An 18,330-nucleotide genomic window follows, 5' to 3' on the forward strand; every position below is an offset into this window, starting at 1 on the left:
GAGCAGCTCATCGAGCCTTCATTGGCGCAACGGCCAGCACAGGCAGGCCCAAGGTCCGTCCAGCCGATGCCGGCGTCGGAAAACCCCGCCGAGTGAACACCCGCAGCAAACCGACACACAGGGCCGTAAATCCGGCGAACAGGAAGACAGCGGCCAGCAACGGGACCTTCATGCTCTTGCCGTCCGAGGGCGGCACGGCCCGCTCGATGACGGTGACATTGTCGGCACCGGCCTTGACCAGTTCATTGTCGGCCCGGCTCTGGGTCTCGCGCTGCTGGAACTCGCGCACGCTGGTCGTCAGCACCTCGCGGTTGCCGGCCAGGGTCGCGTTCGAGGATTCCAGCTGGGTCATCCGCGTCTGACGCGCCAGAATTTCAGCCAGCTGCTGATCCAGCACGGCCAGTCTTGCCGCCAGGGAATCCCGTTCGGCCCGCGTGTTGATGCGATTGGTTTCCAGCTCGACCCAGACCGGATTGGGTCCGATACGGACCTCCTTGGGTCCCACAGCCGTACCCTGCGCCACATAGTCCTCCAGCTGGGCGATCTGGGCGTCGATGTCGCGGACGGGCTGGGAGTCGGGCGTGTAGCGGGCCAGGAGGTTCTCACGCTCGGTCCTGCGCTGCAGGATGAGATCCTGGGCCGAAATGTTCAGATCTTGTTGCAGCGTAACTTCGGCCGGCGTGGCGGCCTGTTGGGCCACCAGGGTGTTCAGGCGACGATCGGTCTGGCTCAGCTGGGCCTGGACCGCCAGACGATCGGCGAAGACGGTCTGATAGCTCAGCGCCAGGCCCGCCTTGGCCGCAGCGAAATCGCCGATGTTCTCCGACATCAGGAATTCATCATAAGCGGCATCGGCCTGGGCCAGTTCGTCCTCGAACACCTCGCGCTGGGCGCGGATGGCGGGGGTGGTCTGGTCCTGAAAGACTTCCCGGCGGTAGATGAGGTACTGGTCGATCACGGCGTTCAGAACCGTGGCGGCCACATCGGGATCATCCGCCTGATAGCTGACACCGATCACCGCGCTGAGCGGAACCGTCGCAACCCCCAAGCCGCCCGCAATGGCCTTCAGCGCCGCCGCTTCGCGGGCTGCGGGAGGCGCGTTGCCGGTGTTGGGTCCCAGGATCGCATCGGGCCCTAGCGCCCGCACCACGCGACGGCGCACTTCCTGGCTGCCCAGGATGGCAGCCTCGGACTGGGCGACCTCACCCTGAGTGGGGGCCTGACCGCGCTCGCCCGTGCCAACGCGCGGCTGATAGACATATTCCTGGCCCACGCCCGCATAGACCTTGCCTGACGCTGTGTAGGTCTTCTTCAGGGTCAGGACCGCCGCCGTACCGAGCGCAAACACCGCCAGGAAGACGACGATCATCAGAAGCATTTCACGCAGGAGCAGCCCGATGACGTCGAAGACGCCATAGCGCGGTCGGACTGTGGCATAGGCCGTCGAGCGCATGAGCTTGGGCGAATCCGGCGAACGGTTTACGAGATGCGAAGCTTTCGCCCCTTCGCGTTAACCACTGGTTACCCCTAAGCGACGACGCTGGGGCCATCCGATTAACCGGACCGCACTGCACGCACGCCATGACCGTTGATCGTCGTCTTGTCCTGTTGACCCTCGCAGCCGCGGCCCTGGCGGGATGCGGCACGCGCGGTGCCGTCATGGGCCAAGACCGCGTGAGCACGAGCGGTTTTGAAGACATCGCCTTTGCCGACTGGACGGATGCGGAGCCGGAATATCTGCTGTACCCCGGCGATGAGATCGAGGTGGCGACGCCAACGGCCACCGAACTGACCCGAACCCTTAAAGTCGGGCCCGACGGCCGGATTGCCCTGCCCCTGATCGGCCAAGTCATGGCCGCAGATCGAACCTTGGCGGAGCTGGAGCGGGACGTCAGCGGGGCCTATGCCTCACAGCTCGTCAGGCCGGTCGTGGAGGTCACATTACGGCAAGCCGGTCCGATGAAGGTCTGGGTCGACGGCGAGGTCCGCACGCCGGGTGTCTATGACATGCCGGGCGATATTGATGCCTATCAGGCGGTCATCATGGCTGGCGGCTATCTGCCAACAGCCCAGAGCCGGGAGATCGCCCTGATCCGCCGCGGTCCCGGCGGGCGGCGGATGATGCGGGTCATCGACCTGCGCCCCCGGCGTGGGGAGGTCGTCGCCTTGCGACGTGGCGATATCATCTTCGTCCCGCGCACGACGCTGGGGGAGCTCGCCAACTTCTTCACCCAGATCCGGAACGCCTTGCCGGTCGGCTTCAGCTATTCGATCAACGGCGGCGGTTACGCCCAGTTCTGAACAGGCGGGCGTCAGGCAGCCAGTTGAACTGCGCCACGGTCGATCCAACGGCGCGCAGCGCGCTGGGCCTCGGCGATTTCATCGCCGTCCATTTCCTGGCTGATCTCGCGGCGATAGATGCGCGCCTCTTGCGAGCCCTTCAGGGCCGCCAGGTTGAAGATCATGTGGGCCGACACTCGGTCCATGGGCGCCCCACCCTGACCCGTCGAGTACATCATGCCCAGGCGAAACAGCGCATCGCCGTCCATGTCGGGTGTCGGCAGCGGCAGACCCAGATCGGCGTCTGCAGTGATGGCGTCGGGCGCGATTTCTTGCGCGATCATTACCGTATCCTCCAAGGCCTGGGCCCTTCTGGCCTGCCCCTCTGATACCTGATCAAATACCGACGATTTGAAGTTAAAGTTAACGGCGCTGGCGGGTGCGAATCTTTTCTGTAAACGGCTGATGAATACTCAAAGGCCCGTTCAGATGTCAGAAACAGTTGGGAAACCTGCCGTTCATCTTCGGCCCTTCGGATGTCGGCCTGGATCAGACAGCCATGACGGATGCAGGCCGCCTTCGCTGGCCTGCCCCTCAGGACTTGGCGCGTTGGCCGAACAGAACCTTTCGCGCTTCTTCAGCCGCCTTGCCAGAGGCCGCCAGATTGGCGCGCAGATGGTCACCCACGGCCCGCCCAGCGATCACGGCAGGGCGTGAGCCGACACGGTCCATCCAGGCCTTCAGATTTGGAAACTCGGCCAGTGACTGCCCCTGATGCTCCGGCAAGATCCAGGGCCAGGCCGCCATATCGGCGATGGAATAGTCTCCAGCCAGGTATTCGCGGTCGGCCAGGCGGCGATCCATCACCCCATAGAGACGATGAGTTTCGTCCGTATATCGGCGCACGCCATAGGCGATCTGACGCTGATCCTTGATGAGGGCGGGCGCGTACTGGCGGAAATGATGGGTCTGCCCCGCCATGGGGCCCAGTCCACTGACCTGCCAGAACAACCACTGGTCCACCTCGGCACGCTTGCGGACATCGGTCGGATAGAAGCGACCCGACTTGTTGCCCAGGTACTGCAGGATAGCTCCGGACTCGAAGAGCGACAGCGGCTGTCCATCCGGACCGTCCGGATCCACGATGGCCGGCATACGCCCATTCGGACTTATGGCTTGGAACTCAGGCTTGAACTGATCGCCGATCCCGATGTTCACCGGCTTCATCTCATAGTGCAGACCCATTTCTTCCAGAGCGATGGAGATCTTCCATCCATTGGGCGTGGGCCAGTACCAGAGTTCGATCGGCCGGGTCATCGCGGGCTCCTGTTCGTGGAGACGACAGGTGGGCGCTTGCCCGCTCCCTCGCAACCTGCCGCGCGGGCTTCCTGACGGTATTGTTCAGGACGCATTCATGCGCGGACACGGACTTTCGCACCATGTTCAACGGGCCGGTACGAATTGTCCGTCGCGGTCCAACAAGGAGAAGGCGTCATGAATCGATTTACACGCGCCGCAGTGATCGCGATCGCTCTCGGCACGACTGCCGTTCCGATGATCGCACAAGCCCAGAGCCGCGATGATCGCCGCGAGCGCCGGGACGACCGACGCGATTATCGCCAGGATCGACGCGACGATCGCCGGGACTTCCGTGAAGAGCGCCGCGACGACCGACGCGACCGCCGCAACGGCCAATACGACAATCGCCGTGACTATCGCGAAGACCGCCGCGACGATCGCCGGGACTTCCGCGAGGAGCGTCGCGAGGATCGTCGGGAGTTCCGTGAGGACCGGCGCTGGGATCGCAACAATCGCGACTGGTGGCGGGGACGTTCGGATTTCCGGGACTATAACGGCCGCCGCAACGGTCAGTGGTATGCCCCAGGTTATGGCTACTACCGGGTTGAGCCGCGGTACTACGGCTATAGCTGGCGTCGCGGCTCGTATCTGCCGCCAGCCTATCACCGCTATGCCGTGCGTGATCCCTACTTCTACAATCTGAGACCGGCTCCGCGGGGCTATCGCTGGGTGCATGTCGACAACGACATCGTCCTTGTCGCGCTGGCCACCGGTCTCATCGCCGACCTGGTGTTCGACATCTGGTAGCCGGCGCGGACTGCCGGGCGCGGTGATCTCTGGGTTGCCGCGCCTACCTTCGATCCTCAAACGAGCCGCCCCGTCAGAGGGCGTGCGGAGATCACGAGAATGAAACGCACCTTGATGGTGTTTACGGCGATCGCGTCTTTCGCCATCCCTGCCCTGGCACCTCTTGCTGCGGTAGCTCAAGACGGTCCGGGGCGAGAGAGACGAAGCGAGCGGGGTCAGCGCAACGACCGGACCGACCGCAGTGAACAGGACCGTGGGGACGATTCCGTGCGGCCCCCGCGCCAGGAGCGGCGCGATCGCCCGGCACGCCCAGAACGGCCCCAGACGCCTGATCGTCCGCAAACGCCCGATCGGCCGCAACGTCCTGACCGTCCTGACAGGCCGGACAGGCCGGATAGACCTGACCGGCCCGAACGGCCTCAGACGCCCAATCGGCCGGACAGGCCACAATCTCCGGACCGTCCGGGCAGACCTGATCGGCCCGAGACCCCCACTCGGCCAGACCGTCCCGGCGGATGGAACAACGATCAGGACCGGCCGAACAGGCCCGACCGCCCGAACCGGCCCGGCGGCGGGTGGAACGACGACCGTGGTCGCCCGAATGGCGGCGGCTGGGAGCGTGATCGCGACCGCCCCAACGGTGGGGGCTGGGAGCGCGATCGTGACCGTCCCAACGGTGGGGGCTGGAACCGTGACCGGGACCGGGACCGCGGCGGCGACCGCTATCGCAACCGCGATCGCGAGCGCCACGAATGGCGGCAGCGCTTCAACCGCGACGAATGGCGCAGAAACTGGGATCGTCGTCATCGCTCCGACTGGTGGCGCAACGATCATCGGTTCCGCGGCTGGTCCGGCGTCCGGGTCGGGTTCTACTTTGCGCCCAGCTACGGCTATTACAGCGTTCCAAGAAACTATTGGAACCAGCGCTGGTATGAGGGACAGTATCTGCCGGAGCTCTTCTGGCGCTACCGGCTCGACGACTACAGAACCTATGGTTTGGGTTATCCGCCCGAAGGAACGCGATGGGTGCTTGTCGACAACAGCATCTATCTGATCGACGAGTATGACGGTTACATCATCGATGTGATCCACGACGCCTGGCGCTGGTAAGTCCAAGGTCCGCCCTCGTTGCCCAAGGTGACGGGGGCGGAACTGTGCCTTCTCCCGGCGGCGCTTAGCGCCCATATTGGCGACTCAATGCCTATCCGTCGCCTCCCCCCTGAAACCGTCAATCGCATCGCCGCGGGCGAGGTGGTCGAACGTCCTGCCAGTGCCGTCAAGGAGCTGGTCGAGAACGCCCTGGATGCCGGGGCCACACGGCTGGAGATCCAGGCCGATGGCGGTGGGCTGACCCGCATCCTGATCGCCGACGACGGCCATGGCATGGGGCCCGATCAGTTGGCGCTGGCGATCGAACGCCATGCGACGTCCAAACTGGAGCCCGACGACGCCGGCGACGTCGACCTGCTGCGCATCGCCACCCTCGGCTTTCGCGGAGAGGCCCTGCCTTCGATCGGTTCTGTCGGTCGGTTGACCCTGACCAGCCGCGCCAAGGGGCAGTCGGATGCCCATGCGATTACCGTGGACGGGGGCCAGACCCGTCCTGTCGGCCCTGCCGCCTTTCCCGGACCGCACGGTGCACGGGTCGAGGTGCGGGACCTCTTCTATGCCACCCCGGCCCGGCTGAAGTTCATGAAGTCCGAGCGGGCCGAGGCCATGGCCATCTCCGAAGAGATCAAGCGCCAGGCCATGGCGCATGAGGCCGTGGCCTTTACCCTGGACCTCGATGGCCGGACCACGCTGCGCCTGCCGGCTGAATCGCCGGGTGCCGGGGGCCGGTTGAAACGCCTGGCGGCCCTGCTGGGTCGGGATTTCGAGGCGAATGCCCTGCTGATTGATCAGTCGCGCGATGGCGTACGCCTGTCGGGTTATGCGGGCCTGCCTACCTATTCGCGGGGAAATGCCGCGCACCAGTATCTGTTCGTCAACGGTCGGCCGGTTCGGGACCGGCTGCTGCAAGGGGCCCTGCGCGGGGCCTACGCCGACTTCCTGGCGCGGGATCGGCATCCGGCGGCGGTTCTGTTCCTGGAGATCGACCCGCTGTACGTCGATGTGAATGTCCATCCGGCCAAGGCGGAGGTGCGGTTTCGCGACCCCACCCTGGTCCGTGGCCTGATCGTGGGGGCGCTGCGCCATGCCCTGGCCGGGGCCGGACACCGCGCCTCGACCACGGTCGCCGCCGATGCCCTGGCGGGTTTCAGGCCGCATGACGGACCGGCTTACAGCCCGACATCAGCGTCGGCACAGGGCTTCAGCGGCTGGGCAGGCTGGGCGGCCCCGCAGCCGTCCACCGGCGTCCTGCCCGGACTGAACGAACGGTCGGCGCGGGTCGAGGAGGCGTGGAAACCCGCTGAGGAATTGCGAGACTTCCGAGCGGGGATTTCGACGACAGGAAACGGATACGTCGACGATTTCGGCGACTATCCGCTGGGTGCCGCTCGGGCACAGCTTCACGGAACCTATATCGTCGCCCAGACCCGCGACGGACTTGTGGTCGTGGATCAACATGCTGCCCATGAACGCCTCGTCTATGAGCGGATGAAGGCGCAGATGGCCCAGGGATCGGTCGTCCGTCAGGCCTTGCTGTCACCCGAAGTCGTCGAACTGGATCAGGCCGAGGCCGATCGCGTCGTGGCCAAGGCCGAGGAGTTGGCGCAGCTGGGTTTGATCGTCGAGCCCTTCGGCGCAGGCGCGGTTCTGGTCCGTGAGACCCCGGCCCTGCTAGGAGACACCGATGTTCAAGGCCTGGTCCGCGACATCGCCGACGACCTGTCCGAACACGGCTCTGCCCTGGCTCTGACCGAACGTTTGGGCGAGGTTTGCGGCACCATGGCCTGTCACGGGTCGGTGCGGGCGGGACGGGTGCTGTCGGCCCCCGAGATGAACGCCCTGTTGCGCCAGATGGAGGCCACGCCCCATTCCGGCCAGTGCAACCACGGCCGCCCGACCTATGTCGAGCTGAAGCTGGCCGATCTGGAAAAGCTGTTCGGTCGGAAGTGACCCACCCCACGCCCTGACCGGGCCGGCATCATAGACGCCGCAGGAACATCACGCGGGCCGCGCCATAGTCGCGCGTATCGAGGCGTTCATAGCCGGGCGTGTCGATCTCGGGCTCGTCCGAACCCCGCTCAACCACCACGATGGCACCGGGCTTGAGCCAGTTCCCCTCCAGCAGGCGCGTCAGGGTCTGCTCAGCCAGACCCTGGCGGTAGGGCGGGTCGAGAAAGGCCAGGTCGAACGCCTCTCCGTCAGAGCCGGGCCGCGTCCCGAGGTCGGTCGCACTGCGCCGATGCACGCGCGTGGCCCCCATCAGGCCATAGGCGTCTGCATTTTCCCGGATCGCGCCGCGTGCGGCCTCGTCAGTCTCGACGAACAGGCAGAAGACCGCGCCACGGCTCATCGCCTCGAAACCGAGAGCGCCCGATCCGGCATAGAGGTCGATCACCCGCAGGCCCGTCAGAGGTTCGGCCCAGGACGCATGCTCAAGCACATTGAACACAGCCTGGCGCGCGCGATCAGAGGTGGGACGCGTGCCCATACCCTCCGGCGCCACGATAGACCGCCCCTTCAGCTTTCCCGCCACGATCCGCACGGATCAGCCCTTTCGGGGTCCGCGTGGGCCGCTGGGTCCCTTGGGTCGTCCCGACGTTCCCGAAGGACCGGCCGGACCGCGCGGCTTGAATCCGCCCTTGGCTCGGTCAGAGCCCCCCGACCGAGGTTTGAAGTCCCGCTTTGGCCGGTCCCCGTCAGCACGGGTGCCGCCCGCGTCGGAGCGAGGCGTATAGGCGCGCTTGGGGCCATCGGCGTCGGGGCGGCGGCTTCCGCCAGCTGGGCGGGGCCGATCAGCCGCCGCGCCGTCCGGCGACTTTTGGAAGTGGCGAGGACGTTCGGTGTCCGCGCCCTCGCGCGGTTTGAAAGTGCGCTTGGGATGACTTGTGCGCGGTGCCGCCTTGGCCCAGCCCTCCTTCTTGGGAGGACGGGCGCTGCGCTCGGCCGCCTCGGCCACGGCAGTGTCGGCAGCCCGCGCTCGGCTGGGCTTCCGGGACGGGTCGGAAAGGGCCGATCCAGACGTGCCCTTGAGGATCGCGGGGCCCGAACCCTTGGCCGTCGGACGACGACCAGGAATCGGCGCGGGCGTTTCCACCGTGTTGCCGGTGGGAAGATTCTCGGGCCGGATATGGTCGGACAGCATCTCGCGGATCACCCGCGGGCCGACCTCCTCGACCGAGCCGACCGGCAGAGTACCCAGCTGGAACGGCCCATAGGCCAGGCGGATCAGGCGATTCACCTTCAGGCCGACATGCTCCAGCACCTTGCGGACTTCGCGGTTCTTGCCCTCGGCCACCGAGACGCTGACCCACAGATTGGCGGGGCCGCGCTCGTCACCCTCCGTGTCCTTGACCTTGTCCAGGGTCGCGGTGATGGGGCCATAGCGTTCGCCATCCACCGTCACCCCGTCCTTGAGCGTGTCCAGTTGCGCCTGGGTCACCCGTCCGCGCGCCCTTGCCCGGTAGTGGCGCACCAGCTGGCTGGACGGCAGTTCCAGGGCCCGGCTCAGTTCGCCGTCGTTGGTCAGCAGCAACAGCCCTTCGGTCGCCAGGTCGAGTCGACCGACCGAGATGACACGCGGCAGACCGCTGGGCAGGGCGTCGAACACCGTCGGCCGCCCTTGCGGATCGTTGTGCGACGTCACGAGGCCAGCCGGCTTGTGATAGCGCCAGACCCGCGTCGCCTGCGCCGCGCCGATCGGCTTGCCGTCCACGGTGATGACGTCATCGCGGGTCACCAGGGTGGCGGGCGTCGACAGGATGGCCCCGTTGACCGCCACCTTGCCCAGGCCGATCAGCCGTTCGACCTCGCGGCGCGACGCAATGCCGGCGCGCGCCATGGCCTTGGCGATTCGTTCGCTGCGCTTGGGAGCGGCGTCCTTGGCAGGCTTGTCGCCACCGGGCTTGCCGCCCGGCTTTGCGCCGAACTTGCCTGCCCGGGCGGGCTTGCCGTCGGTTGCGACCTTGCCGCCAAAACCGGGTTTACGGGGTCCGCCACGATCGTCGGCTTGACGCGGGCGGGGCTTCTTGTCGTTGTCTGATGTATGGCGGACCATGATGAGCGGTTCATGCGCATGGCCTTGGCCCTGGCGCAAGCGGCGGCAGACGCTGATGAAGTGCCCGTGGGGGCGCTGATCGTGGACGAATCGACCGGAGAGGTGATCGCTGAGGGCTCAAATGGCCCCATTTCGTCGTGCGATCCCACCGCGCATGCCGAGATTGTCGCCCTTCGTGCGGCCGCGACCCGGCTGGAAAACTACCGCCTCACCGGCCTGACACTTTATGTGACGCTGGAGCCGTGCGCCATGTGTGCCGGGGCGATCAGCCATGCCCGCATCGGCCGCGTGGTCTGGGCAGCGGACGATCCCAAGGGCGGTGCCGTGCGACATGGGCCCCGATTTTTCGAACAGCCGACCTGCCATTGGCGCCCCCAGACCGCAGGCGGTGTTCTGGCCGACCCCGCTGCCGAAGCGCTGCGGGAATTCTTCCGTCGGCGACGCCGGGGAACACCGGTTCAAGAGGTGCGTTAGGGTGCGACGGCACAGCTTGAGGCCCTGGATTTTCCACGATGAAGCATATTCTGATCTCGGTCGCGGTGCTGGGCATGACCAGCTGGATGGTCTTCATTCGATGAGGGCGATCGTCGTCTCCCTGACCGTGACCGCATTGGTTGGCCTGTCCGCCTGTGGTCCGGGCGAGTCCGAGGTCTCGAGCGACGGGGAAGCGGTGCGGCAACGCGCGGTGGAGGCCCAGACCGCCAAACGCCGGACCGGAGCAGAAGTCCAGGACCGCGCCCTGAACCGCATCATCCGGACGGTCTATCTGTGTGAGAACGGCGAGCGCCTGTCGGTCGATTTCGACAACCCTCGCGAGATGGCCACAGTCCGCAACTCCATGGGCGAAGCGGTCGATATGCGCCGCGAACGGGCCACCGATGGGCTGTGGTACCGGGCCAGCGGTTACGAGCTGAGAGGCGAAGGCATCCTGGCCACCTGGACGGCAGATGGCCGCCAGCCGACCGATTGCCGCGCCATCGACTGATCCCTAGGCCGCCGCGCCCTCTTCGCGCAGGAAGGCCCCCAGCACGGTTGGATCCACGTCGCGCTCCACAAAGGCGTCCCCGATGGATCGGGCCAGGATCAGGGTCAGGCGGCCGCCCTCCGCCTTCTTGTCGCCCGCCATACGGCCGATCAAGGCGGCAGCGCTAAATTCACCGGCCTGTTCCAGACGGGTCGGCAGATGCGCCGCAGCCAGCACGGCCTCGGCCCGATCGGCGTCGGCGGTCGCACAGAAGCCCTGACGTGCCGAAAAGCGCAAAGCCATGGCACAGCCCAGAGCCACCGCCTCACCGTGAGTCAGCCGCTCTTCGTCGAAGTCCAGCTCAGCTTCCAGGGCATGGCCGAAGGTGTGCCCCAGATTGAGCAAGGCCCGGCGGCCGGCTTCCTTTTCATCTTCGCCGACGATGGCGCTCTTGATTTCGACGGAGCGGACCACGGCGCGTTCGAGAGCCGAGGGATCGCCGTCGGCCCCGGCAGCCCCCTCCCCCTCCAGCCAATCGAAGAAGTCGGCATCCGCCAGCAGACCATGCTTGATCACCTCGGCCCAGCCGGACCGCAGCTGTCGCGGCGGCAGGGTGGCCAGCACGCCGATGTCGGCCAGGACCAGCCGCGGCTGATGGAAGGCTCCGACCAGGTTCTTGCCGCGGGGCGTGTCGATGGCGGTCTTTCCCCCCACCGAGGAATCGACTTGGGCCAGCAGGGTCGTGGGCACCTGGATGAAGTCGATGCCACGCATGAATAGGGCAGCGGCCAGGCCTGCAAGGTCCCCCACGACCCCGCCGCCCAAGGCCACGACCACGTCGCGCCGGTCCAGGCCGAACGACAGCATGCGGTCGATCACCCATTCCAACTGGGCAAAGGACTTGGAGGCCTCACCGGCAGGAACGGCAATCAGCTCGGCCTGCAGGCCAGCAGAACCGAGCGCCTGCAAAAGGGTTGCGCCGTGGATGGCCGACACGGTCTCGTCGGTGATGACGAGCGTGCGCCCCCGCGCGAAGGCGGCAATGCGGGATCCTGCCTCGGCCAGCAGCCCATGGCCGACAACCACATCATAAGACCGGAAACTGCCGCCGGAGACGGGGGTCGTCACGGTCATGGCTGGTCTCCGGCATCCTGAGTTTTCCAGAAGGCGCGCAAGGATCGGATGATCGTCTCCACAGCCTCGGTATGCGCCCCCAGGCCCAGATCCACCGTCACATCGGCCAGGCTGTAGAGCGGGTATCGCACCTCGGCCAGGGTTCTCAGCGCTTCGGCAGGGTCGCGGCCGCGCAGCAGCGGGCGGGTGTCACGGCGCTGGACCCTGGACACGACGACATCCAGGTCGGCGCGCATCCAGACGCTGGTGGCGCACTGGGCCATGTGGGCCCGCGTGTCGGGGTTCAGGATAGCGCCGCCCCCCGTCGCCAGCACGATGCGGGGGCCCTCAAGCAGGCGGCGCATGACGCGGGCCTCAAGCGCCCGGAACTCGGCCTCTCCATACCGGGCGAAAATCTCGGCGACCGACATGCCGGCAGCAGCCTCGATCTCGTCATCGCCGTCGGCGAAGTCCAGCTCAAGCCGGCGGGCCAGCCGCCGCCCCACGGTGGATTTGCCCACGCCCATCAGCCCGACCAGGGCTATGGTGCGTTGCGCATAGGGAATCACCGGCCCGGTCATGGGCGGATTCCGGGCGAGGACGGCAACAGGCGATCGGCAAGGCGGCAGGGCATGGTCTTTCAACCCTCTACACCAAGCGGCGCAGCAGGCCAGAGCCGATGATCCCCTCGCAGGTGGAGGCCTTTCTGGAAATGATGGCGGTCGAGCGTGATGCCTCGCCCCATACGCTGTCGGCCTATGCCCGCGATCTGGCTGACGCGGAGGCTGGAACAGCGGCTGCCGGGGGGCTGATGGCGGCGGACGAGGCCGCAATCGAAGACTGGTATGCCTCTCTGTCGCGGCGCGGGCTGTCGGCGGCCACATCGGCCCGGCGGCGAAGTGCGGTCCGTCAATTCTATCGTTTCGTGCTGGCAGAGGGCTGGCGGGCGGACGACCCCTCGCGCCGCCTGGATGCGCCCCGACAGGGGCGCGCCCTGCCCCGCGTCCTGTCGCGCGAAGACGTGGAGCGGCTGATGGCCGCTGCGGCCCTGCGGGATGGTGCAGGCGGACTGCGGCTGATGGCGCTGATGGAACTGGCCTATGCCTCCGGCCTGCGGGTGTCTGAGCTGCTGGCGCTGCGGGTGGATGCCGTGCGGCGCGATCCGGCCTGGCTGATCGTCAAGGGCAAGGGCGGCAAGGAAAGGATGGCTCCGCTGAACCTGACCGCTCGGACGGCGGTCCAGGCCTGGCTGAAGGCTCGCGATGCGGCCCGCAAGAGCGACGCGCCCGACAGCCCATGGCTGTTTCCCTCCACCGGCGCATCAGGCCGGCTGACCCCGCGCCGGTTCGCCCAATTGCTGGATCAGGCTGCGATAGATGCGGGAATCGATCCCGCCAGGGTCAGTCCGCATGTCCTGCGCCATGCCTTTGCCACCCATCTTCTGGAGGGCGGGGCGGACCTGCGGGTTGTCCAGACCCTGCTGGGACATGCCGATATCGCCACGACGCAGATCTATACCCATGTCGCGACCGATCGCCTGACTGAGGTCGTGCGCTCCAAACACCCGTTGGCGCGGGACGAATGATCGCTGTCTGAACCCCGACTTGCCCCCCGGCGTCGAGCCCACTAGGTTCCGCCGCCTTACAGAGCGGCCCCCCCGCCCGCCCTTCGGACATTTCCATGGCCACGCATTACCTCGAATTCGAAAAGCCGATCGCCGATCTGGAGGCCAAGATCGAGGAACTCGGGCTTCTGTCCGCGACCTCCGGCTCGTTCGAGACCGAGATCGAGGGCCTGCGGAAAAAAGCCGAACAGCTGCGCAAGAAGACCTATGCGGATCTGGATCCCTGGATGAAGACCCAGGTGGCGCGCCACCCCCAGCGCCCGCATTTTGTCGACTATGTCGCCGGACTGTTCACGGACTTTGTCGAGCTGCGGGGCGACCGGCAATTCGGCGACGATCAGGCGATCATCGGCGGACTGGCTCGGTTCAAGGACCGGCCCGTCGTCGTCATGGGCCATGAGAAGGGCCATGACACGGCCACCCGCCTGACCCACAATTTCGGAATGGCCCGGCCTGAAGGATATCGGAAGGCCGTGCGCCTGATGGACCTGGCCGAGCGTTTCGGCCTGCCGGTCCTTTCCTTTGTCGATACCGCCGGGGCCTATCCGGGCCTGGGAGCCGAGGAGCGGGGCCAGGCGGAGGCCATCGCCCGTTCGACCGAGCGTTGCCTGACACTGGGCGTGCCCTCGATCGCCATCGTGACGGGTGAAGGCGGATCGGGCGGCGCCATCGCCATCGCGGCGGCCGGCCGGGTCCTGATGCTGGAGCATTCCATCTATTCGGTGATCTCGCCCGAGGGTGCCGCCGGCATCCTGTGGCGCGACGGTGCCAGGGCCCGCGATGCCGCGATGGCCATGCGTATCACCGCGCCGGACCTGCTGGATCTGAAGATCATCGACCGCATCGTGCCCGAGCCTGTCGGCGGGGCCCATGCCGACCGGGAGACCACCCTGGCCAATGTGGGCGATGCGTTGTCCGAAGAGCTGCAGGCCATGGACGGACTGTCGCCAGCGGAGCTGCGGGCCCGCCGGGCCGAGCGCTTCTACGCCATCGGCCGCCTCGGCTGATCGGCACACGCCGCCAGCGTTAACCGGACATCGACGTCCCGGCCTCATTGTAGGCGTATGGGAACTCGTTCAGCTTCAGGCGTCGCGTAATGGCGGGTGTCGGCGAGGCGCTGCGCGACAGCGCCATTTTCAACCTGAGCTCTGCGGTGACCATGGTCATCGACGACTCGAGTTTTGCGCTCGAACTGACGACCCAGGCCCTGTTGGGTTTTGGCATCAAGGTGAAGTACGCCTGTCATTCCGCCGAAGAAGCCATCGAAATCCTGAGGGATTCTGATGTCGACCTGATTGTGGTCGATGCGGATATGCCGGGCATGAGCGGGTTCGATCTCGTGCGCTGGCTGCGGCGTTCCAATCTGGATCCGAACGCCTTTGCGCCGGTCATACTGATGGCCGCCCATGTCCGCCGAAAGCATTTGAACCAGGCGCGCGACTGCGGGGCCAACTTCCTGGTCACCAAGCCGTTCAGCGCCACGACCCTGCTGGAACGTGTTGTCTGGGTGGCGCGAGACCAGCGGCCATTCCTGGGTGTCGGCGACTATTTTGGGCCAGATCGTCGTTTCCGCGAGGGCGACCGGCGCGACGGCGAGGAACGCCGGGCCGATTATATCCGCAGAGCCGAGTTCGAGGCTGAAAAGGCGGCACAGCCGGCTTCGGAGGAAACGCGATGAGTGTCGTCACATGGACGCCGCGGAAGTCGCGCCTGTCGCAACTGGTCGATTCCCCCGGGGGTGTCAGCGTAGGTGCCGCCCTGGCTGCCGCCCGGGAACATCTGGCTGCCCTGGAACCGCGCAGCCTGGAAATCGTCGCAGACCACGTCGCCAAGCTGAAGGCGCTGGCACCGCCTGCCGCCGAGATCGAGATCGCGTCGCGCCTGGAGGCGGCCTATCAGGCTGCATCCGGCGTGATCGATGCGGCGGGGCCTTTCGAGCGGCGCGACCTGTGCGCGGCCGCCACCAGCCTGTGTGACGTCATCGATGCCACGCCGTCCGACACCACCATCGACTGGCGCATCATCCGGGTGCACGCCCGCGCGCTGGAACTGATGCTCATCCTGCCTTCCGATGCCGTGGTTGAGCGGGAGAAGGTGCTGAACGGCCTGGCGGAGGTGCGTGCCCGCAAGGTTCAGTCGGGCGGCTGAACCCCCGTTCGAGCCCCGCGGGTCTGTTTGCGCCAAAGCGCAGCATATTCGCCGCCCTGCCGCGCGACGAGTTCGTGATGCGCGCCCCGCTCGACGATCCGGCCCGCCTTGAGCACCAGGATCTGGTCCGCGTCGGCAATGGTCGACAGGCGGTGAGCCACGACCAGCGTCGTGCGGCCTGCCCGCGCACGGCGCAGGGTTTTCTGGATCGCAGCCTCGGTACGGCTGTCCAATGCGCTGGTCGCCTCATCCAGGATCAGCACGCATGGATCGGCCAGCAAGGCCCGCGCAATGCCGACCCGTTGGCGTTCGCCGCCAGACAGTTTCAGCCCCCGTTCGCCGACGCGCGTCATCATGCCGTCCGGGAGCTCGCGGATGAAGTCCGCCAGCTCGGCGGCTTCCGCTGCCGCCCAGATGGCCGCGTCGCCAGCGTCAGGCCGAGCAAAGGCGATGTTGGCGCGAATCGAGTCGTTGAACAGGGCGACATCCTGCGGGACCAGGGCCACCGCGCGGCGGAGCGAGGCCTGGGTCACGCCCCTGGCATCCAGACCGTCGATAGACACGCGGCCGGCCTGGGGATCGAGCAGGCGCAGCGCAAGCTTGACGATCGTGGACTTGCCCGACCCGGACGGCCCGACAAGCGCCGTGGTGGTGCCAGGCGCGGCATGGAAGCTGATGTCGTCCAGGCCATTGGCGCGTGCGTCGTGCCGGAACCCGACGCCGTCGAAGGTGATCGCAGCCCCACGGCTGTCGCGGGGCGGAGGCAGGTCGATCGCATCCGCCGCGTCGGCGACCTGGGGCGCCTGACGCGTCACTTTCAGCATCTCCTCCATGTCGATGAAGGACTGGCGGATTTCGCGGTAGGCAAAGCCGAGAATATTGAGCGGCGCATAAAGCGAGATCAGGATCAGGACGGCTGCGGTAACGTCGCCCGGCCCCATACGTCCCGCAGCGGCCTCGAACCCGGCCATGACGGCCATGACCCCCAGCCCCAGGTTCATGATCAGGGCCTGAATGCCGTTCAGCATGGCGAGCGACGTATTGGCCTTCAGCGCCGCCTCGACATAAGTGCCCAGGGCCCGGTCATAGCTGCCGGCAGCCCGCGATTCTGCCCCGAACGACTTGACCGTCTCGTAGTTCAGCAGGGCATCGACAGACAGGCCCGCCGCCTCGGAGTCCGCGGCATTCATGGCCCGCCGATGCTCGAGCCGCCAGTTCGCCATGCCAAAGGTGACGGTGGCATAGACGACCACCACCACGACGGCGACGGCGGCGAAGCGCCAATCGTATCGTCCGCCGAGCACGGCGGCGGCGAGCGCCAGCTCCACCACAGTCGGCCCCAAGTTGAACGCTAGAATCCTGAGCAGGAAGTCGACGGCCCGAGACCCACGTTCCAGCGTCCGGGACAGGGAGCCCGAGCGCTTCGTCTGATGAAAGTCCAGTGACAGGCTGAGCGCGTGGGCAAAGGTCTCGGCCGCCGTCTTGCGCTGCGCGGCCGAGCGGACGGGGGCAAAGACGACATCCGACAGCTGGGGCGCGGCAGACGACAGAAATCGCACCAGTGCCCAGCCCACGGCGAAACCGGCAAAGCCCCACCCGACCGAGGCCAGTGTGCCCTGCCCCTCGGCCAGACGGTTCACCGCTGCCCCCAGCATCAGGGGGGCGAGGACGCCAAGGGCCTTGCCAGCCAGGGTGAGGGCCAGAGCCGCTCCGACACGCCGCTTCAACTGAGGCGCGTTTGAGCGACGAACGACGCCGATCAGATCACCCAGGGCCTGGAGCGTCGACGGACCGCTGGCAGGGGCGTCCATGCCGGCACTGGCGGCCTTCTCCTCAGGGTCTCTGCCCCGCCGTCCTGACCGTTCACCACGCATCGCGCCTATATGAGCGGCGCAGATGATGGGTGGAAGGCCTCATCGCAGTTTGGACATGGCCTCAAGCAATTCGTCCACTGCATCCTGTGTCGTCGCCCAGGAACAGACGAACCGGACCGAGCCGTCGTCGAAGCGGTAACAGGCCCAGCCCGCCGCCGTCAGCGCTTCATGCGCCTTGATCGGCATACGGACAAAGACGGCATTGGCCTCGACAGGATGGGCCAGGACGAAGGGCGTCTGGGTCGCGATGCCGGTCGCCAGCGCCTGGGCCATCTGATTGGCGTGAGCCGCCCCGCCTTCCCAGGCACCGCTTTCCAGCAAGCCGAGCAGGGGTGCCGCCAGGAAGCGCGTCTTTGATGCGGTCTGTCCGGCCTGTTTCAGCCGGTTGTCCACCCGGCGCGCCAGAGATTTGTCGAACATCACGAGCGCTTCGGTGCACAGGCCGCCAGCCTTGGCCCCGCCAAAGACCAGGACGTCGACGCCCAGCCGCGCGATCTGGGTCAGATCGAAGCCGGCCGCAGCGGCATTGGCCAGGCGCGCCCCGTCCAGGTGGACGCCAAAGCCCCGTGCCTTCACCGGCTCGATCAGATGACGCAGTTCATCGACCGTATAGACCGTGCCGTATTCGGTCGACTGGGTCAGGGACAGGGCCGCCGGCGGCTGGCGATGCCCGACCTCGGGCTCGTCCAGAACTGCAGCCAGAGCGCGCGCATCGATCTTGCCCGAGAACCCCGGCAGACCCGTGAGACCCAGTCCCTGCCCAAAGAAGCCCGGCGCGCCGGTTTCGTCGGTACAGACGTGGGCCGCATGGTGGGCCAGGACGCTCTCATGCGGGAAGGCCAGCATGGACAAGGCAATGGCATTGGCGGCGGTGCCGCTAAAAACAAACCGGACCTCGGCATCGGCATCCAGTCGGCGACGGATTTCATCCGCGGCGCGCGCCGTGACGTCGTCGGAGCCATAGGCCCTGGCAAACCCTGAGTTGGCGCTGACCAGCGCATCGAGCGCGGCGGGTGCCATCCCGGCCGTGTTGTCGGATCCAAAGTCATAACGCATG

The 18,330-nt window shown here is 66.7% G+C and carries 19 protein-coding genes; 10 read left to right on the forward strand and 9 right to left on the reverse strand.

The genetic code is table 11. The features are described 5' to 3' along the window. Positions 1-7 precede the first annotated feature (7 nt). Positions 8-1,453, reverse strand: coding sequence for a GumC family protein (locus JIP62_RS02170; RefSeq protein ID WP_201103314.1), 1,446 nt, complete (start codon positions 1,451-1,453; stop codon positions 8-10). A 128-nt stretch (positions 1,454-1,581) separates the two neighbouring features. On the opposite strand from JIP62_RS02170, the gene JIP62_RS02175 reads away from it, so the two are divergent. Further along, complete coding sequence (locus JIP62_RS02175; protein ID WP_201103315.1) at positions 1,582-2,301, forward strand: polysaccharide biosynthesis/export family protein; 720 nt, start codon at positions 1,582-1,584, stop codon at positions 2,299-2,301. An 11-nt stretch (positions 2,302-2,312) separates the two neighbouring features. Here JIP62_RS02175 and JIP62_RS02180 read toward each other — a convergent pair whose 3' ends face one another. After that, entirely contained in the window at positions 2,313-2,624 is a 312-nt protein-coding gene (locus tag JIP62_RS02180) for an SEL1-like repeat protein (RefSeq protein WP_201103316.1), read from the reverse strand. Between the two features lie 250 nt (positions 2,625-2,874). Then, positions 2,875-3,597, reverse strand: a complete 723-nt coding sequence (locus JIP62_RS02185) for a glutathione S-transferase N-terminal domain-containing protein (protein WP_201103317.1) — start codon at positions 3,595-3,597, stop codon at positions 2,875-2,877. A gap of 177 nt (positions 3,598-3,774) precedes the next feature. On the opposite strand from JIP62_RS02185, the gene JIP62_RS02190 reads away from it, so the two are divergent. From JIP62_RS02190 to mutL, 3 genes are all read left to right on the forward strand, one after another. Further along, positions 3,775-4,386, forward strand: a complete 612-nt coding sequence (locus JIP62_RS02190) for an RcnB family protein (RefSeq protein WP_201103318.1) — start codon at positions 3,775-3,777, stop codon at positions 4,384-4,386. A 99-nt stretch (positions 4,387-4,485) separates the two neighbouring features. Then, entirely contained in the window at positions 4,486-5,496 is a 1,011-nt protein-coding gene (locus JIP62_RS15105) for an RcnB family protein (protein ID WP_230974826.1), read from the forward strand. A gap of 87 nt (positions 5,497-5,583) precedes the next feature. Beyond that, on the forward strand, positions 5,584-7,446 hold the full coding sequence (gene mutL / locus JIP62_RS02200; RefSeq protein ID WP_201103319.1) for a DNA mismatch repair endonuclease MutL: 1,863 nt from the start codon (positions 5,584-5,586) through the stop codon (positions 7,444-7,446). Positions 7,447-7,474: 28 nt separating this feature from the next. Here mutL and rsmD read toward each other — a convergent pair whose 3' ends face one another. Beyond that, complete coding sequence (gene rsmD, locus JIP62_RS02205; RefSeq protein WP_201103320.1) at positions 7,475-8,038, reverse strand: 16S rRNA (guanine(966)-N(2))-methyltransferase RsmD; 564 nt, start codon at positions 8,036-8,038, stop codon at positions 7,475-7,477. A gap of 3 nt (positions 8,039-8,041) precedes the next feature. Continuing rightward, positions 8,042-9,550 (reverse strand): pseudouridine synthase, encoded by a 1,509-nt coding sequence (locus tag JIP62_RS02210; protein ID WP_201103321.1) that lies wholly within the window; start codon positions 9,548-9,550, stop codon positions 8,042-8,044. A gap of 12 nt (positions 9,551-9,562) precedes the next feature. Between JIP62_RS02210 and tadA the strand changes: the two genes are divergently transcribed. Then, positions 9,563-10,024 carry a tRNA adenosine(34) deaminase TadA gene (gene tadA, locus JIP62_RS02215; protein WP_201103322.1) on the forward strand — a complete coding sequence of 154 codons (462 nt, stop codon included), beginning with the start codon at positions 9,563-9,565 and terminating at the stop codon, positions 10,022-10,024. A 100-nt stretch (positions 10,025-10,124) separates the two neighbouring features. Then, positions 10,125-10,535: an MliC family protein gene (locus JIP62_RS02220; protein WP_201103323.1), complete on the forward strand. Its 411-nt coding sequence runs from the start codon at positions 10,125-10,127 to the stop codon at positions 10,533-10,535. Positions 10,536-10,538: 3 nt separating this feature from the next. On the opposite strand, the gene aroB is transcribed toward JIP62_RS02220, so the two are convergent. After that, a complete protein-coding gene (gene aroB / locus JIP62_RS02225) occupies positions 10,539-11,648 on the reverse strand; it encodes a 3-dehydroquinate synthase (protein ID WP_201103324.1) in 1,110 nt (369 codons plus the stop codon). Beyond that, on the reverse strand, positions 11,645-12,208 hold the full coding sequence (locus tag JIP62_RS02230) for a shikimate kinase (RefSeq protein ID WP_201103325.1): 564 nt from the start codon (positions 12,206-12,208) through the stop codon (positions 11,645-11,647). The genes aroB and JIP62_RS02230 overlap by 4 nt, the downstream gene beginning before the upstream one ends. Before the next feature lie 98 nt (positions 12,209-12,306). Here JIP62_RS02230 and JIP62_RS02235 point away from each other — a divergent pair, with 98 nt between their 5' ends. From JIP62_RS02235 to JIP62_RS02250, 4 genes are all read left to right on the forward strand, one after another. Continuing rightward, positions 12,307-13,212, forward strand: a complete 906-nt coding sequence (locus JIP62_RS02235) for a tyrosine recombinase (RefSeq protein ID WP_201103326.1) — start codon at positions 12,307-12,309, stop codon at positions 13,210-13,212. Between the two features lie 95 nt (positions 13,213-13,307). After that, entirely contained in the window at positions 13,308-14,258 is a 951-nt protein-coding gene (locus JIP62_RS02240) for an acetyl-CoA carboxylase carboxyltransferase subunit alpha (RefSeq protein WP_201103327.1), read from the forward strand. An 89-nt stretch (positions 14,259-14,347) separates the two neighbouring features. Further along, complete coding sequence (locus JIP62_RS02245; protein WP_201103328.1) at positions 14,348-14,929, forward strand: response regulator; 582 nt, start codon at positions 14,348-14,350, stop codon at positions 14,927-14,929. Continuing rightward, the gene (locus JIP62_RS02250) at positions 14,926-15,399 is read left to right on the forward strand and encodes a chemotaxis protein CheE (protein ID WP_201103329.1); all 474 of its coding nucleotides are present in this window, start codon (positions 14,926-14,928) and stop codon (positions 15,397-15,399) included. Before JIP62_RS02245 ends, JIP62_RS02250 begins: the two co-directional genes overlap by 4 nt. Here the strand turns inward: JIP62_RS02250 and JIP62_RS02255 are convergent. After that, a complete protein-coding gene (locus tag JIP62_RS02255) occupies positions 15,384-17,273 on the reverse strand; it encodes an ABCB family ABC transporter ATP-binding protein/permease (RefSeq protein WP_201103330.1) in 1,890 nt (629 codons plus the stop codon). The genes JIP62_RS02250 and JIP62_RS02255 overlap by 16 nt on opposite strands. Before the next feature lie 39 nt (positions 17,274-17,312). After that, on the reverse strand, positions 17,313-18,329 hold the full coding sequence (locus JIP62_RS02260) for a threonine aldolase family protein (protein WP_201103331.1): 1,017 nt from the start codon (positions 18,327-18,329) through the stop codon (positions 17,313-17,315). Between the last annotated feature and the right edge of the window lies 1 nt (position 18,330).

It is taken from the genome of Brevundimonas vitisensis (genome assembly GCF_016656965.1).
GTDB lineage: Bacteria > Pseudomonadota > Alphaproteobacteria > Caulobacterales > Caulobacteraceae > Brevundimonas > Brevundimonas vitisensis.

Excerpts from the sequence above, each read along its gene's own strand:
- JIP62_RS02220 (WP_201103323.1), top strand. The coding sequence starts at position 10,125 with ATGAGGGCGATCGTCGTCTCCCTGACCGTGACCGCATTGGTTGGCCTG.
- JIP62_RS02245 (WP_201103328.1), top strand. The coding sequence starts at position 14,348 with ATGGCGGGTGTCGGCGAGGCGCTGCGCGACAGCGCCATTTTCAACCTG.
- JIP62_RS02190 (WP_201103318.1), top strand. The coding sequence starts at position 3,775 with ATGAATCGATTTACACGCGCCGCAGTGATCGCGATCGCTCTCGGCACG.
- mutL (WP_201103319.1), top strand. The coding sequence starts at position 5,584 with ATGCCTATCCGTCGCCTCCCCCCTGAAACCGTCAATCGCATCGCCGCG.
- JIP62_RS02175 (WP_201103315.1), top strand. The coding sequence starts at position 1,582 with ATGACCGTTGATCGTCGTCTTGTCCTGTTGACCCTCGCAGCCGCGGCC.
- JIP62_RS02170 (WP_201103314.1), bottom strand. The coding sequence starts at position 1,453 with ATGCGCTCGACGGCCTATGCCACAGTCCGACCGCGCTATGGCGTCTTC.
- JIP62_RS02180 (WP_201103316.1), bottom strand. The coding sequence starts at position 2,624 with ATGATCGCGCAAGAAATCGCGCCCGACGCCATCACTGCAGACGCCGAT.
- tadA (WP_201103322.1), top strand. The coding sequence starts at position 9,563 with ATGCGCATGGCCTTGGCCCTGGCGCAAGCGGCGGCAGACGCTGATGAA.
- JIP62_RS02260 (WP_201103331.1), bottom strand. The coding sequence starts at position 18,329 with ATGCGTTATGACTTTGGATCCGACAACACGGCCGGGATGGCACCCGCC.
- JIP62_RS02255 (WP_201103330.1), bottom strand. The coding sequence starts at position 17,273 with ATGCGTGGTGAACGGTCAGGACGGCGGGGCAGAGACCCTGAGGAGAAG.
- JIP62_RS02230 (WP_201103325.1), bottom strand. The coding sequence starts at position 12,208 with ATGACCGGGCCGGTGATTCCCTATGCGCAACGCACCATAGCCCTGGTC.
- JIP62_RS15105 (WP_230974826.1), top strand. The coding sequence starts at position 4,486 with ATGAAACGCACCTTGATGGTGTTTACGGCGATCGCGTCTTTCGCCATC.
- JIP62_RS02250 (WP_201103329.1), top strand. The coding sequence starts at position 14,926 with ATGAGTGTCGTCACATGGACGCCGCGGAAGTCGCGCCTGTCGCAACTG.
- JIP62_RS02185 (WP_201103317.1), bottom strand. The coding sequence starts at position 3,597 with ATGACCCGGCCGATCGAACTCTGGTACTGGCCCACGCCCAATGGATGG.
- JIP62_RS02210 (WP_201103321.1), bottom strand. The coding sequence starts at position 9,550 with ATGGTCCGCCATACATCAGACAACGACAAGAAGCCCCGCCCGCGTCAA.
- aroB (WP_201103324.1), bottom strand. The coding sequence starts at position 11,648 with ATGACCGTGACGACCCCCGTCTCCGGCGGCAGTTTCCGGTCTTATGAT.
- JIP62_RS02240 (WP_201103327.1), top strand. The coding sequence starts at position 13,308 with ATGGCCACGCATTACCTCGAATTCGAAAAGCCGATCGCCGATCTGGAG.
- JIP62_RS02235 (WP_201103326.1), top strand. The coding sequence starts at position 12,307 with ATGATCCCCTCGCAGGTGGAGGCCTTTCTGGAAATGATGGCGGTCGAG.